This window comes from Mucilaginibacter ximonensis (genome assembly GCF_042686265.1).
GTDB lineage: Bacteria > Bacteroidota > Bacteroidia > Sphingobacteriales > Sphingobacteriaceae > Mucilaginibacter > Mucilaginibacter ximonensis.
In genome coordinates, this window is record NZ_JBHUPD010000004.1 from 231,253 (window position 1) to 246,902 (window position 15,650).

At 44.2% G+C, this 15,650-nt stretch carries 6 protein-coding genes; 4 read left to right on the plus strand and 2 right to left on the minus strand.

Annotated features, from left to right (window positions below):
* The first annotated feature begins 312 nt into the window (after positions 1-312).
* From ACFS5N_RS18125 to ACFS5N_RS18135, 3 genes are all read left to right on the plus strand, one after another.
* Positions 313-5,127, plus strand: coding sequence for a T9SS type A sorting domain-containing protein (locus ACFS5N_RS18125; protein WP_377189023.1), 4,815 nt, complete (start codon positions 313-315; stop codon positions 5,125-5,127).
* Between the two features lie 24 nt (positions 5,128-5,151).
* Positions 5,152-5,370, plus strand: coding sequence for a hypothetical protein (locus ACFS5N_RS18130; RefSeq protein WP_377189026.1), 219 nt, complete (start codon positions 5,152-5,154; stop codon positions 5,368-5,370).
* Positions 5,371-5,602: 232 nt separating this feature from the next.
* A complete protein-coding gene (locus ACFS5N_RS18135; protein WP_377189029.1) occupies positions 5,603-12,784 on the plus strand; it encodes a T9SS type A sorting domain-containing protein in 7,182 nt (2,393 codons plus the stop codon).
* 116 nt (positions 12,785-12,900) lie between these two features.
* Here the strand turns inward: ACFS5N_RS18135 and ACFS5N_RS18140 are convergent, their stop codons facing one another.
* Positions 12,901-13,617: a DUF4136 domain-containing protein gene (locus tag ACFS5N_RS18140; protein ID WP_377189032.1), complete on the minus strand. Its 717-nt coding sequence runs from the start codon at positions 13,615-13,617 to the stop codon at positions 12,901-12,903.
* Positions 13,618-13,800: 183 nt separating this feature from the next.
* Between ACFS5N_RS18140 and ACFS5N_RS18145 the strand changes: the two genes are divergently transcribed.
* Positions 13,801-15,090: an HAD-IB family phosphatase gene (locus ACFS5N_RS18145; RefSeq protein ID WP_377189035.1), complete on the plus strand. Its 1,290-nt coding sequence runs from the start codon at positions 13,801-13,803 to the stop codon at positions 15,088-15,090.
* A 63-nt stretch (positions 15,091-15,153) separates the two neighbouring features.
* Here ACFS5N_RS18145 and ACFS5N_RS18150 read toward each other — a convergent pair whose 3' ends face one another.
* A complete protein-coding gene (locus tag ACFS5N_RS18150) occupies positions 15,154-15,627 on the minus strand; it encodes a universal stress protein (protein ID WP_377189038.1) in 474 nt (157 codons plus the stop codon).
* Positions 15,628-15,650 lie beyond the last annotated feature (23 nt).

Genomic DNA, 15,650 nt, shown 5'->3' on the forward strand with positions numbered 1-15,650 from the left:
TCACTTTTAACGGCAGTTAACATTAACCATTGGCACAGTAATAAATCGAATTCCGTTTTTGTGTATTCCACCACTTATAAGGACAATTTAGGTATAATTACCGGTGTAAAGCAAATCGCTTATTCGTACACCGGGTAAAAATATACACATTTTGAGGCATTAAATCCCTTACAACTTAGTAGTATAAATAAAGTAAAGTGTCATTAATACAAAAATAAGATCGGGATTTACCCAAATACTTGAAATTAAGCTTTAAAGCAGGCTTTTGCATAATTATTGCCCTTGTGGACTGTTAACTAACGCTATCACGATTTGAAAAAGCCGCTACTCAGAACTTTTTGTACTCTTTTACTATTTTTCACCTGTTTTATTTGTTTTAATAACTCTTACGGGCAAAGCGTAACTTTTACAGGGATAACCACCGGTATACCAACAACAACGGTGGCCGGTACGGCGCAAGTTCCGGTTATGGGGTTTAGTGCGGCGGTAATAAATGGCAGCATAACTTTCACTTCGTTTTACTTTACATCAAGCGGAGGCAATGCCGACGATTACTTGGCTAACGGTACATTGTTTAGAAGCCCAACCGCTACTTTTGACCCATTAAACCCCGGATTACCTGTTGGAAACGTAACATTTAGCGGCACTAATGTTACCATCAATAATCTTTCGGAAACTATTAGCGGTACCAACTATTATTTTTTAGTTGCCGATGCTATTAATACGGTTGTTGGAAATGATGTTCAAATGGTGGTTGCATACAGCAATAACTGGGCTACAGACGCAAACGGCAATAATTATCAACCTAAATTTCCGGGAAACTTTCATCACAAATATACTGTTGCAACGCCTTACCCGCTGGCCATATCACTTCAAAATACGGGACTGGCTTCTCCCAGCGCTATTATAACTACTGGCACAAGCGGCATAAAGTTCTATGAGTTTAGTGTAACCAATAAATCAAGCTCTACTTATACTTTATCAAAGTTTAATATAAACAGTAATACATCAAGCCTTGGCTCTACATTAAATAATTTTAAATTATACAGCAATACAAACTCAAATACTTTTCCCAATACAGCAGCCATAGCTACGCTCCCATTTACGTCAAGCAGCTATGTAACTTTTAACTTAACCAACGAAACTATTGCCCCAGGCGACACTAAATATTACTGGCTCGTCGCTGATGCTTACGCAGGTGCCACGTCCAATTCAATACAATTTAGTTTAGCAGCAGGGCAAAGCGGTATTTCCAACCCTGGTAATGCTGAAGTGGTGTCGTCCTCGCCATTGGGTACGTTTAATACGGCTACTGCATATGGCAATACCTACAATATTAATTATACCAATTTAACGGTAACCTCCTTAACCGGCGGCACAACGAGTGGTACTATTACAGCGCTGCAAAATGCAGTGGTATTATTTGGTTTTAGTGTGACATCACCCACTACGATTGCTGTCTCAAATTTTAATATAAACAGCACAGTAAGCGGAGGAACTTTAGCTGCGCAAGATTATTTTGACACAGGCATATTATACCGCTGCAATAATGCCAACTTTAGCTCTGCAACCAGTAAAATACCCGTGGGTATGGTAACCTTTAATGGCAGTTACGCTAATGTTGTATTTAATACGCCTGAAAGCATCACTAGCTCAAGTGCCAACCAAAATTATTTTTTGGTTGCTAATAACATTAACACAGCGGCTTCAACTACTATCAAATTCAACTTCAGCAGTGGGCAAAGTACACCAGCAATTGTGCAAACAGGACCGGCGTCAAATTATAATAACTTTGACATAGCGGCCAACCAACTCACATTACCTACACCTACTATTGTATATTCGGCCAACAGCACAGGATATACAGCACAAACAACTTTTTATGCCGGCCAAACAGCCGTGCTAAATGGTTTCAATGCAAGAGCAGTAGGGAATATTTCTGTAACCAGCCCTTATATTGACTTTACTGTTTCCGGCGGCAGCCCATCAGGACTTTTCAATAATTTAACTTTATGGGTATCCACAACGGGGTCATATGCAGACGCTACCCAGGTTACCGGAACTTCTTTCACTAACGCAGGTTCTGGTATTAAAATAACATTGCCAACCGGCACGCCAATTACCATTTCGGGTGGTACCACTTTAAGTTACTATGTAGTTGGCACGCCCAAAGCAAGTGCCTCTCTTCCTACCACAAGAAACATTGGTGCAGCCAGCATCATGAGCGGCAACGGCGGAAACTCTTACACAACTACCCTTGGTACAGTCAGCTCAACACTAGCAGTTGCGACTATCACTATTGACGGTAACAATACGGCATCAGCCGGCATAACCCAAGGCGCCTTATCTTACGGGCAAACCAATATCGTATTGTTTGGGTTTAAGATGACAGCTCAGGGTACATTCACCATGTCAAAAATGAGTATCCCGACAAGCGTGAGTATGTCTAATTTCTTATCCAACGGAAAAATATACCGGTCGACCACGCCATATTTCACCGATGCACAGTTATTAACCACGGCGAGCGTAGCAACAGTTGCATTTTCATCAACATCGGCCGACATATCCAATTTCGGTCAAACTTTCACTGTTTCAACACCAACCACTTATTATTATTTCCTGGTGGGAGATTTAGTAAGTTCAACCGCTGCAGGCACTTCATTTCAATTAAACTTCACCAGCGGGCAAACCCCTGCTGCAATTAATAATGGCGACACCGGCGGCAATAAGTTTAATATTTTTACTACTACGGACGGTGTAAGTTTTACTATTGCAACAACTTATAAATGGACAGGCGCGGTAAGCAGCGATTTTACTGACCCGAAGAATTATAAAACGCTGACCAACCAAACAGTAAACACCATAGGCACAAATGTGGTACTTGAAATAGGCTACACTACTTATACAACCACTCCAAATGTTAACGGCGACATTACCGTCGGCGGCGTAACTTTTGGAACCGCAGTATCAAATCCTACACTAACCATGACAGCCGGTAAAAAGCTGATTATAAACGGCTCTATATCGGCAATAAACGGAATAAATGCAACTATATCTGGCTCAGGAAACACAATTACCGTAAACAGTACTGCCAATTCTGCAGTTACCGGATCATCTACATTAAATTTAAGTAATGTAGCGCTTAGCAATGCCGGCGCTTTTACTATAGCGGCAAACTCCTTTCTTAATTTAACCAACAATGCAACGATAGCCAATACGGGGACGTTTACCTTACAGGCCGACGCGAATGGTTCGGCCTCAATTGGCGCACTTTCTGGTAGCTCGGCACTCACCGGCAGTTATAATGTGCAACAGTATGTGCGGGGTAAGGCCAGCCTCAATTATCGCGGCTACAGGTTAATGTCTTCCCCGGTATCTGACGCTACACAAACTGGTTATTACAGCCTGGCCTATTTAAAAGGCACCGGCAGTTACCTTACGGGCCCCAATAGCTCAACAAATGGCTTTGATGTTAATGGCGCCTCAACTTTATACCTGTATCGGCAGGATACTACAGCCAGCACTAATTATAGAGGGGTAACAAATATCAACAACCCCAATTTATACGAAATAACCACTACCGATTATCCAACTGCACTGCCGCTGCCTATTGGTAACGGCTATCTATACTTTTTCAGAGGTAACAACAGTACCAGCACTACGGCTCTGCCAAGCGATGTAATATTACCCAGCGTCGGGCACTTAAATCAGGGATCAGTTGTTGTTAAAGATTGGTTTTATCCTATAAGCAAGGCATCTTTCCAAGATGCCAGCAGTTTGTCGTATACTTCATCCAGTGTAACTGAGGTGAGAGGTTTTAACCTGGTGGGTAATCCGTATGCAAGCACCATTGACTGGAACAAAGCTTTTGATGGCAGTAATGGCATTACCGCTTCAGGTATCTCGCCCATTATTTATGTTTATAATCCCTACACCAAAACTTACGCTACATATGATGGTTCAACGGGCGATAGCAAAGATAACGGCAGCAGGTTTATACCCACCGGGCAAGGCTTTTTTGTGGTTGCCAGCGGGCCGGGAGCAAAACTAACCTTTAATGAAACTGCCAAAGTAACCAACCAGCCAGGCACCTTTATGCTAAACAGTGCGCCAACAATGCAAAGCGTTAAAACGTTGCACATAAAACTGGTTAAAGACAGCGTACAGCAAGAAGAGACCTTGCTATCGTTCAATAACAACTTTAGTGATAATTACCTGGTTAACGAGGATGCACCTTATTTAAAAGGATACAGCAACATCAGTTTTTCAAGCCAATCGGCCGATAAGCATTTGCTGGCGATAAACCACTTACCTTTCCCTAAAGTTAGTCAAAGTATCGCGATGAGCGTTGCAGTGGCGCAGGCCGGCAGCTATCAGCTCAACATCGCCCAACAAGATAATATTCCGGCGGCTTATGATGTGTGGTTGAAAGACGCATATCTTAAAGACTCGCTTGACATCAGACACAACAGCACTTACAATTTCAACGTATCCCCTGATGTTAATTCAACTGGAGCGGGCAGATTTAGTGTGATTATGCGGCTAAATCCAAATAAAGTGGTACATCTGCTAAGTTTTAGTGCGATTAAAAGCACTAACGAAGTTAAGATAAACTGGACAGCAGAGAACGAGGCGAATTATACAAACTATGTACTTGAACGCAGTACAGACGAGGGCAAAACCTTCAAAACCATTGACAGTTTGACCTCAGCCGCGTTAGGCACTTATAACGATCTGGATCCGTCGCCGGTGCTTGGCGACAACTACTATCGTTTGAAACAAGTGGACGTTGCGGGTAACATATCCTATTCAAATGTAGTTAAGGTAATGTACGCAAATGCCGCTGGTACTATTCTGGCTAACAACAACATCAGCATATACCCAAACCCGGCGCATTCAACTATAAACCTGGCGGTAACTAATGCCGGCGATAAAAATGCAGTTACAGCAGGCTCTTATAAAATAACCATTACCAATAGCCTGGGGCTACTGGTAAAAGCTGAAACATCGACTAGCATTAACTGGCAGGGTCAGATAGATAATTTATTGCCGGGCACCTATTTTGTTCAGGTGATTAATACAAAAGATAATACATTAACCGGCAAAAGCACGTTTATAAAGTTGTAACTTTGCCAGCTCAATGCCCAGAAGATGAAAAGGATCCTTCTTTCAGCTATATTTTTAATTGCCAATATATCTGTGCTTTTTGCACAAGGTCCCTTTGGATGCAATGGGGGTGATATTGACAGCGGCGACTGCCCTATTGACAACTGGGTAATTGTTTTTGCAGCTTTATCAGTTATTGTAGCTACGGCATATTTATATAAAAAACAACAAAAGGAAATAAGAGCCAGGTTTCTTAATAACTAATATCTTTTATATTCGGCATACAATAACCTTAAAACAATTTGCCCACAATCATTTTTTTCCAGGCAACACGGATGATATTTACTAACAGGCCCTTGCGTTTGAAGTTAATTTTTTATCGCTATAAATTAATTTATTCAAAGTCAGTTTTTTATAAGCAATAATTTGTACTATTATACCAGAAACAGCCACTACAACCACACGTTGTTATATTAAGGTTGTTTAATAGTTAAGTATGTACGCCCCTAAGAGATTTACGTTTCTTGTTATTATCCTAAATCTAATTTGCCTGAAGTGTTTAGCCGCCGGCGTTACTGTCACTGTTCCAACAGGCGGCATAGGTATCTCGGCAGATAAGTCATCAGGCAGCGCGGGTGCTGCCTATACAGCGCTTGGCAACATTGTTTTAACATCAACTGCATCTGCTGATTTTCCGGTGGGGGCAACGCAAACCCTTACATTAAAAGTTCCAACCAACTGGCAGTTTCAGGCCGGTACAGGTTCGGCGACGGGCGGCGGTAACATCATGGTATTATCCACTTTAGTTACATCGGGTTCAGTAGTAGTAACATATACAAATCTGGTTGCCAGCATATCTAATACACTCACTATTAGTGGCCTGCAGGTGCAGGCCACAGTACGCACCATTTTAGCAAGCAGCAATATTACCTGCCAAACCGGTAGTGGTATTGCAGGTATTACCACTACCACAAATATGGGTTCACTGTCGCAAGTTGCCGGTGCTTTTGTAAAAATGCAGCTGCTTGTACCCGGCGAAACGGCGGCTCCGGGCACAACTACCGGCAAAACGGGAACGCCCAACGCAGCCTCGGCAGGTACTGCCTTCTCGGTTACGGTAAATGCTGTCGACGCCAACTGGAATGTAGTAAGCGTAACCGATAACGTGACTTTATCATCTACCGACGTTAATGCCACCTTACCATCAAGTACCGCATTGGTAAACGGCACTAAAACATTTACCACCGCTGTTAATTTAAGAACACCCGGTACAACAACCACAATTACCGCCACTGATGCTACTGACGGAACGAAAACAGCCAATACCAGTCCATCCATAACGGTAAACGTAGGCGCATATAATTCCTTGCTGATTATATTACCAGGCGAAACTTATGCACCGGGCACGTCAACCGGCAAAACAAGCACGGCAACTTCACCAACAGCGGGCACTTCTTTCAATATTTCTGTATACGCTGTTGATGCGGCCTATAATACCGTTACCTCAGTAACTGATAATGTTGCTATTACTTCAAACGATGTAAATGCGATTTTACCGGCCAGCGCTGCGCTTTCCGCAGGAACGATAACTTTTAGCTTTACCTTTAAAACAGCCACTACCACCAGAAATATAGTTGCTACTGATGCCACAGCGTCAAAGACGGTAACCTCGTCAAGTGTAACGGTATTGGCGGCGGCATTTTCCAAGCTTCAAATATTACTGCCGGGAGAAACAGCTGCGGCAGGTACAACCGCAGGCAAAACAGGCACACCAACTGCCCAATTGGCCGGAGTGGCATTTACCGTAACTGTTAATGCAGTTGATGCCTATTGGAACAAGGTTACCACCGCGCCTACTGATGCTATTGGTATAACTTCAAGCGATGTTAATGCTACTTTGCCTGCCAACGCTAACCTGGCTTCAGGCGTCAGGACATTCAGCATCACTTTACGAACACTTGGCACCGGTACTGTAACCGCGACAGATGCTACCGACGGCACTAAAACAGCTAATACCAGTTCTTCGGTAACCGTAAATCAGGGCACGTTAGCCAATTTGCTGATTGTTATGCCCGGTGAGACTTTCGCAGGTGGAACTGCAGCCGGCAAAACGGGGACGCCTAGTACGCCAGTGGCCGGTACGGCTTTTAATTTCAGTGTATACGCAGTAGATGCAGGCAATAATGTTATTTCAACCATTAACGATAACATTGCTATAACCTCGACCGATGCTAACGCAGCATTGCCTGCAAGCGCTGCATTATCTTCTGGCACACAAACATTTAATTTCACTTTTAAAACTGCGGGTAGTTTTAAGATCACCGCTACGGATGCTACTGCGTCGAAAACGATAACGACTGCTACATTAACTGTGATACCGGGTGCATTTGTTAAACTGCAGCTTCTTTTACCCGGTGAAATCGCTGCGGCCGGCACAGCAACCGGAAAAACAGGAACCCCTACTGACCGGGTGTCAGGCACAGCTTTTAACGTAATAGTAAACGCAGTTGATGCTAACTGGAACAGGGTGAGCTCAGTCACATCGGTAAACGCGACATTAATCAGTGATCAAATCAATATAATTTCTAACGATCTGGCTGTTGCAACGCCGGTTAGTACAGGAACTATGGCTGCCGGCACCAAAACCATTAGCGTAACCCTAAAAACACCAACCACACCAACAACACTGGGTACATTACAGGCCAGCGATGTTACCAATACAGGTATAACATCAAACACCAGCCCAACCTTTAATGTTAATGTTGGTACTTTTTCAAAGTTGCAGTTATTACTACCCGGCGAAACTGCTGCACCGAATACAACGACCGGCAAAACCGGTACACCCATTGCGCAAACAGCAGGTACACCATTTACAATAACCGTTAACGCGGTTGATAAGAACTGGAACATTGTTAATACCGCTACCGACGTAATAGGTATAACCTCTACAGACGCCAATGCAATATTACCTGCCAATGCCGCATTAGCGGGGGGTACTCAAACTTTTACATTTACGTTTAAAACAGCCGGATCGAAAAAGATCACCGCCTCTGACGTTACCAATACCAGCCGCACCGCTAACACCAGTCCTTCAGTAACCGTGAACGCAGGAGCCTTTGTAAAACTGCTTGCGCTGGCACCTGGCGAAACATTGGCGCCCGGCACGCCTATGGGTAAAGCAGGAACGCCAATAAACCAGTCGGCCGGGAAAGCATTTAATGTAAGTGTGTATGCGGTAGATGTTAACTGGAATAAGGTGACTACGATAACAGATGTCATCAACATAACTACAACTGACGCGGCGGGAGTAGTCGCAGCCAATGCTGCTTTAGTAAGCGGCGGAAAAAATTTTTCTGTCACCTTAAAAACTATTGGTACAGCTACGGTTACCGCTACTGATGTCACAGACGGAACAAAAACAGCCTACACGACATCAACCATTACTGTAGGCGCAGGCGCTTTTGCTAGATTGTTATTACTGATGCCAGGGGAGACTTCTGCACCAGCGACTACAACAGGCAAAACAGGTACCGCAATAACGCCGCAAACTGCGGGCACTCCATTTAACGTAACCGTTTATGCGGTTGACGCCGCCTGGAACATCCTTACTACACCAACCGATGTAGTGAGCATTACTTCCAGTACAGATATTAATGCTGCCTTGCCCGCGAATGCAGCATTGGTAGCCGGCACAAAAACCTTTAGCGTAACCTTTAAAACAGCGGGCGCCAGCAGGAATGTGGTTGCGAGGGATGTGACTGACGGCACGAAAACCTTAAACACCGGCACCTCAGTTACGGTGGTGGCCGGTGCTTACGCTCAACTTCAAATTTTGTTGCCGGGCGAAACAGCCAGGCCCGGAACCAGCGATGGCAAATCTGGCGCTGCAAACCCACCCGCCCGTGGCACGGCATTCAACATTACCGTTAATGCCGTTGACGCTTATTTTAACCTGGTTAATACAATAACAGATGTGGTTACCATTACCTCGTCAGACGGAGGGGCCACTTTGCCCGCTCCTACCGCACTGGTATCAGGCACAAAGAGTATGAGTGTTAAAATAGTCAGCACTTCAACATCGCCACTGCCAACAATCACCGCGACTGACGGTTCGATAAGCAATACCATATCAGTACCTGTCAGTGTTCCGCCAACAGCCGCCACTGATTATTTCAGGACAGCAGTATCAGGAGATTGGTCTGATGCGTCGATCTGGGAAAGTTCAACCAACGGTACTACGGGCTGGCAAAATGCAACTATAGTTCCGGGCACCTCAGCTAGTGGCGTTACTATATTAAATTCTTATAATGTTACGATATCGAGTACGGTTACTGCCGGGAAAATTACAATAAACAACGGCGGGACCCTGACGGTAACCAGTACATTAAATATTAACAGCGGAGGTGCAGATGTGCATGGAACTATAATTAACTCAGGGACGATTAACCCCACCGGTACGCTTGTTTTTGAAAGCGATGGCAAATACCAGCATAACTTTACCACCTCTGCCGGCACTATTCCCGCCGCCACCTGGGATAGCAATTCAACCTGCGAGATTATTGGATACACCAGTTACTCAGGCACTATAGGAGGAGCCGGCCAAACTTTTGGCAATTTTATATGGAACTGCGCTAACCAAAATACCACCGGCGGGGTTGCGCTGGGTGCAGTTACTGCATCAATAAACAATTTGACGGTTAGTAATACCGGTGCGTCAAGCAGCACGTTCCAGTTAATTAGCACAGCGAGTGCTACGGCAAATATCACCGTAAAAAGTTTTACGCAAACCGGCGGTAACTTTTTATTGAGCGCCAGTTCAAGCGCTACAGCTAATTTAAGCATCACCGGCGATTTCAATATGTCGGGCGGTATTATGAAAACTACCGGGAGCAATACATTGATTTCATTTGCAGGCACCAGTACGCAAAATTTTATTAAAACAGGCGGTACTATGTCAACGGCTTTAAATTTCGCTATCAATAACAACGCGATTGTTGACTTTGACACCAATGTTCTTGACGGATCAACCGGTACATTTACACTGAACAATGGAGGCACTTTAATTACTGCTAACGATGACGGTATTTCTTCATCGGGCGCCACCGGGACAATTCAAAGCAGTGGTACCCGCAACTTTGGCACTGCGGCAAATTTTGTATATGATGGAGCCAATGCGCAAAATGCAGGCACTGGCTTACCGACAACAATAAATAACATCACTATAAATAATAACCAAAGCGTAACATTGCCCGCCACAACAGCAAACTACACTATAAATGGTACGCTCACATTGACCGCCGGTAACCTGGATATGAATACCAATAACCTGTTAACCGGGAGCGGTTTTATAGCTACCGGCGCCGGCTACATCCGCACACAAAGCACCGCAACAGCACCTGTTTCGTCCGGCAAAACATGGGCCGTTGGGGTTGAGTATTATAGCGCGAATGCACAAAATGTGGTTGCGGGCACTTATAAAAACCTATCCTTCTCGGGGTTTGGCGCCAAAACGCTAACCGGGAATATCAGCGTCACGGGCGATTGGTCATCGGCTGATGGGAATATCGACTTTTTAACCAATAATGCTACTGCTCAGTTTACCGGTACCACACAAACACTGAATGACGATGGCACCAATGGCGTTACCTTTGGCAGCGTTACCTTTAGTAACAGCGGAACCAAAACTATGGCTTCGGGTAAGTTTTACCTGGCAACATCCGGGTTATTGACAATGTCAGGATCGGCAGTGCTGGCAGCTAACGGCAATCTTACTGTTTTGTCTGACGCGACAGGCACGGGCAATATAGGCTCCTTAACAGCGGGAGCCATTACGGGCAAAGTAAACATACAATGTTTTGTTACTGGTGGCGGCGACATTGTTAACCGGGGCTACAGGCTTATATCGTCTCCAATATCTGACCCGGCTGCAGCCAACTCTTACTACAATTTGTCATTCTTGCAGGGGAACGGTAGTTATTTAACCGGCCCCGGAGGGACTGCCAATGGGTTTGATGCCACGGGCAACCCCACAATATACTTGTATCGCGAGGATAAAACACCCAATAACACTTCGTTTTTAGCCGGTAATTTTAGAGGTATTACCGCCATTAACAGATCGCCGGCATATAATTTAAATACGGTTGACAGTACTATTAATATGCCGGTTGGTAATGGCATGGCTTACTTTTTCAGAGGGAATAACACCACTGTAGCTACTAATACGCCAAATGATGTTACGCTGAGTTCGACGGGCACATTAAACCAGGGACAAATCATTGTATCGCCGTGGTTTATAGGCGGTAGCAATTTATCGTACAATGCGTCAACCGGTTCAAGCGATCCCCGTAATAGTGTCGCGGGGTTTAACCTGGTGGGTAACCCGTATGCCTGCGCAATAGACTGGAACACCGCATTTGCCGGAACTATGACCAACGGTATTTATGCCCCTGGCACAGATCAAACGATTTATATTTATAATCCGCAGAGCAAAAATTACTCGACCTACTTAAATACCAGTTCATCGGGCGGTACGGGCACTAATGGTGGCACCAATATCATCCCCGTAAGCGAGGGTTTCTTTGTACGTGCCACCAGCAGCACTGCGCAATTAGTGTTTAACGAGTCGGCTAAGGTAAATGTGCATCCGGCTACTATGCTTAATAGCGCAACCACTACCATAGTGCCCCAGCAGTTACGACTGCAACTGTCAAAAGATACCATCAGTAAGGACGAAATAGCTATCGTATTCAACAATGCGGCACATGCTGATTATAAGGTAGGTGAAGACGCGCTATACCTGCAAGGCAACGGTGCAGTAAGCTTGTCCAATTTGTCGGGCGATAACAGAAAATTGGCTATTAATCAAATGCCGCTGCCAAAACAAGCGCAAAGTATTCCGCTCAACATGTATGTATCAAATGTAGGAAGCTATAAGTTTATTCGTACTGAGCTGAGCAATATTCCTGCGGTATACAATATCTGGCTGGTTGATAACTATATGCGCGATTCGTTAGATTTGAAAGCCAATAACCAGTATGATTTTATAGTAAGTGCCGACGCAGCCAGCCATAGCGCAGACAGGTTTAAGCTGGTTATGAAACCTAACCCCGCGCTGTCTGTACGCCTGTTAAACTTTACAGCAACTAAAAACACAACGCAGGTAAAGATAAACTGGATCGCCGAAAACGAGGCCGACTATACACAATACATTTTACAACGGAGTACCGATGGTGGCAAAACCTTTACGGTATTAGACAGCCTTACATCGGCCGGCTTGGGTACTTATAATGATTTCGATCCATACCCGGTTACGGGCAGCAATATGTATCGCATTAAACAAATTGACGTGCTGGGTAATATCACTTACTCAAACATCATAACGGTTATGTACTCGCCGCCGGCCAGCAACTTTATTGTGAATGCCCGCATCAGTGTATATCCAAATCCAACGTCAAATGCACTTAACCTGACGGTCAAAACAGGCGATGGTTCATCTGCTCCCGGGTATTATAAAATCACCGTTACCAACACATCCGGCATTGTCGTAAAAACAAGTTCGTCAACGCAAGCCGACTGGCACAACGATGTGAGTAACCTGGCACCGGGGACTTATTTTATTGAAGTGATTAACCTGAAGGATAACAGTTTGACAGGAAGGACAAGCTTTATAAAGTTGTAATATCCTTCCCAATACCTCATTGGCTAAGATATTGAAATTGCCACAAAGCCTGCTGTACAAAAAAGCCCCCTTAGCATACACTAAAGGGGCTTTCGCAATATTATTGAACCTTATGGTTATATAGATTGGTTTGATGTTGGCTGCATATAACCACCTCTGCGGCCACGTGGACCGTGTCCATCATAATGACGGCCTGCAGGTGGTGCAGATGAAGGAGCCAGACTTAGTTGATCTAATATGCCGTCGACAACCTTTGGTAAATCATCAATATTTTTTTGCGCATTATGGTGCACTTCACCTACCCCAAAGCCTCTCCAAACCAGTTCGCGGCTATGGCGGTCTATCAAGTCAATGATCAAAGTGCCTTCTTTATAATGTTCGGTGCCGGTATTTACAACACCTCCGTAGGCAAACGTACCACCGTAATAGTAATACGGGCGATACCAGCCGCCCCAGCCACCCCAGGCGCCCCAGCCAAGCCCAAAGCCACCGTAAAAACCCGGATAACCACCATAATATTCGGGATAGTAATAGGTGCGGGTACCTGTACCCACAACGCTTGAATAGCTCACAATAATATCTGGGTTACGCTGGTTTAATGTCAGCCCCTTAGCCTGCAAAGCTGCCGTAGCGGCATCTTTAATTTTGGCATCGGCCACCATGCTGCCACGGTTAGTTGCATTTCGGTTACGCGCGGGCGGCATCCATGCAAATGTTCTGTACTCGCTTAAGTTAGTGCGGTTTAAACCCGCGGTGTAATAATCATAACTTGTACAGGCCGACAAACCTGACACCATTGCAATAACCAGCAATGCATAAATTGATCTTTTCATGGCGATATATATATTACTGTTAGACTGCCTGCAATTAAAAGGTTTAATACCAAATTAAGTTTTTTGATTCGACAATTTTTAATAATTGTTACGATTAAATAACAGAAAAAACAAACAAAAACTGCACTTTTGTGCACCAAAAGTTCCGCTAAGCTTTTTGGGGAAATATTTACAAAAGCAGCAATGAGCCAATATTTTATTATAGATTTCGATAGTACATTCACCCAAGTTGAAGCATTAGACGAACTAGCCCGAATATCCTTAAAAGACCGCCCTGACCGCGAAGAAATATATAAAAAGATCGAAGATCTGACCAATGCCTCCATGGAAGGTAAATTATCTTTCAGCGAAAGCCTTGAAAACCGCGTTAAGCTATTGCAAGCCAATCGTGAGCACCTTAAGCAGTTAATCTCACATTTAAAGAAAAAAGTTTCTACTTCTTTTTCACGTAATACTATTTTTTTTAAAAACCATCAGGATGAGGTATTGATCGTGTCGGGTGGTTTTAAAGAGTTTATTACCCCGGTTGTTACCGAATATCATATCAAAAAAGAAAATATTTATGCTAATACCTTCGTGTTTGACGATGAGAGTAATATAATTGGTTACGATCGTTCAAACCCGCTATCGCAGGAAGGCGGAAAGGTTAAGCTGCTAAAAGAATTAAAATTAGAGGGTGATATTTACGGCATTGGCGATGGTTATTCTGATTTCCAATTGAAGGAGTCGGGCATGATTAAAAAGTTCTTTGCCTTTACTGAAAATATCGAACGCAAGTCAGTAGCTGAAAAAGCCGACCACATTACACCAAGTTTTGACGAGTTTTTGTATATCAATAAACTTCCCCGCGCTATATCGTATCCCAAAAATCGTATTAAATGCCTGGTGGTAGGAAATGTTGAGGATGACGCGAAAGTGCAAATGCGTAAAGAGGGTTATAACATCCGCGAACGCGAAAACTATGAAGAAAAATACCTGGAGGAAGCCGGTGTTTTGCTTTGCGACGAAGAGCATCAGCCCACACCTGAGGATATTCAAAATGCCGGGCGTTTAAAAGTGATTGGCTGCTTTGGCAAAGTTAACCGCAAACTGGCTGAAGCCGCGGGCCAACTGGGCATCATTATTTTTGACGACCCCAAACATAATCCGCGCAGCGACGACTTTTTGCCTAAACGCGTTATTGCCTTTATGAACGAGGGCAAAACACATACCAGTTGCAATTTCCCCGACCTGCAGCCGCCGCGCGTTAACAATGCCCACCGCCTGATACATATTCACAAAAACGTGCCGGGTATACTGGCTAAGATTAATGATGTTTTTGCGCGCCATAACATCAATATCGTGGCTGAGTTTTTGGTGACTAATGAGCAAATTGGCTACGTTATAACCGATGTAAACACAGGATATGATACCGAAGTGCTAGACCAGTTAAAGGCCATTGAGCATACTATAAAGTTTAGGTTATTGTATTAAAGTTCGGTTAAAAAATGAACAATAAAAAGAAAGAGGTTAGTGAAAACACTAACCTCTTTCTTTTTATTGTTTTTCCTCAGTAAGCGGCACCACCAGCACCGGCACCGTGGCGTGCCTTACCACATGCTCCGCTACGCTACCCATAAGCAAGCGATCGAGCCCAGAGCGGCTATGGGTACCCACTACAATCATGTCGGCCTCAAACTCCTGCGAACACTTGACTATACCGTCGACAGTATCGCCAAACTCGCTGAAATGCATTATTTCCAGGTCGCCGCCATATTTCTTAATAACGTCGTCAATGATATGTTTTGAAGCATCGTTTTGGATGTCCATCAACTCCACGTCAGCCATGCCGATGTCAGAAGCGCCGCTAAGCGGGTCGGCAGCGTTGTTATAAGGCGTTACAATCGGCTCAACAATATGCACCAGCCCTACTTTGGCTTTAAATTTATGTGCGATATCAAATCCGTATTTAGCGGCATTGTCGGCAAACTTGTTATTATCTACCCCAATAAGTATTTTTTTGATCAGCATAATGATGTCGGTTGGTTGTTTGA

Bases quoted from the DNA above. Each gene is read 5' to 3' on its own strand.
- ACFS5N_RS18145 (WP_377189035.1), top strand. From the start codon at position 13,801: ATGAGCCAATATTTTATTATAGATTTCGATAGTACATTCACCCAAGTT.
- ACFS5N_RS18130 (WP_377189026.1), top strand. From the start codon at position 5,152: ATGAAAAGGATCCTTCTTTCAGCTATATTTTTAATTGCCAATATATCT.
- ACFS5N_RS18135 (WP_377189029.1), top strand. From the start codon at position 5,603: ATGTACGCCCCTAAGAGATTTACGTTTCTTGTTATTATCCTAAATCTA.
- ACFS5N_RS18150 (WP_377189038.1), bottom strand. From the start codon at position 15,627: ATGCTGATCAAAAAAATACTTATTGGGGTAGATAATAACAAGTTTGCC.
- ACFS5N_RS18140 (WP_377189032.1), bottom strand. From the start codon at position 13,617: ATGAAAAGATCAATTTATGCATTGCTGGTTATTGCAATGGTGTCAGGT.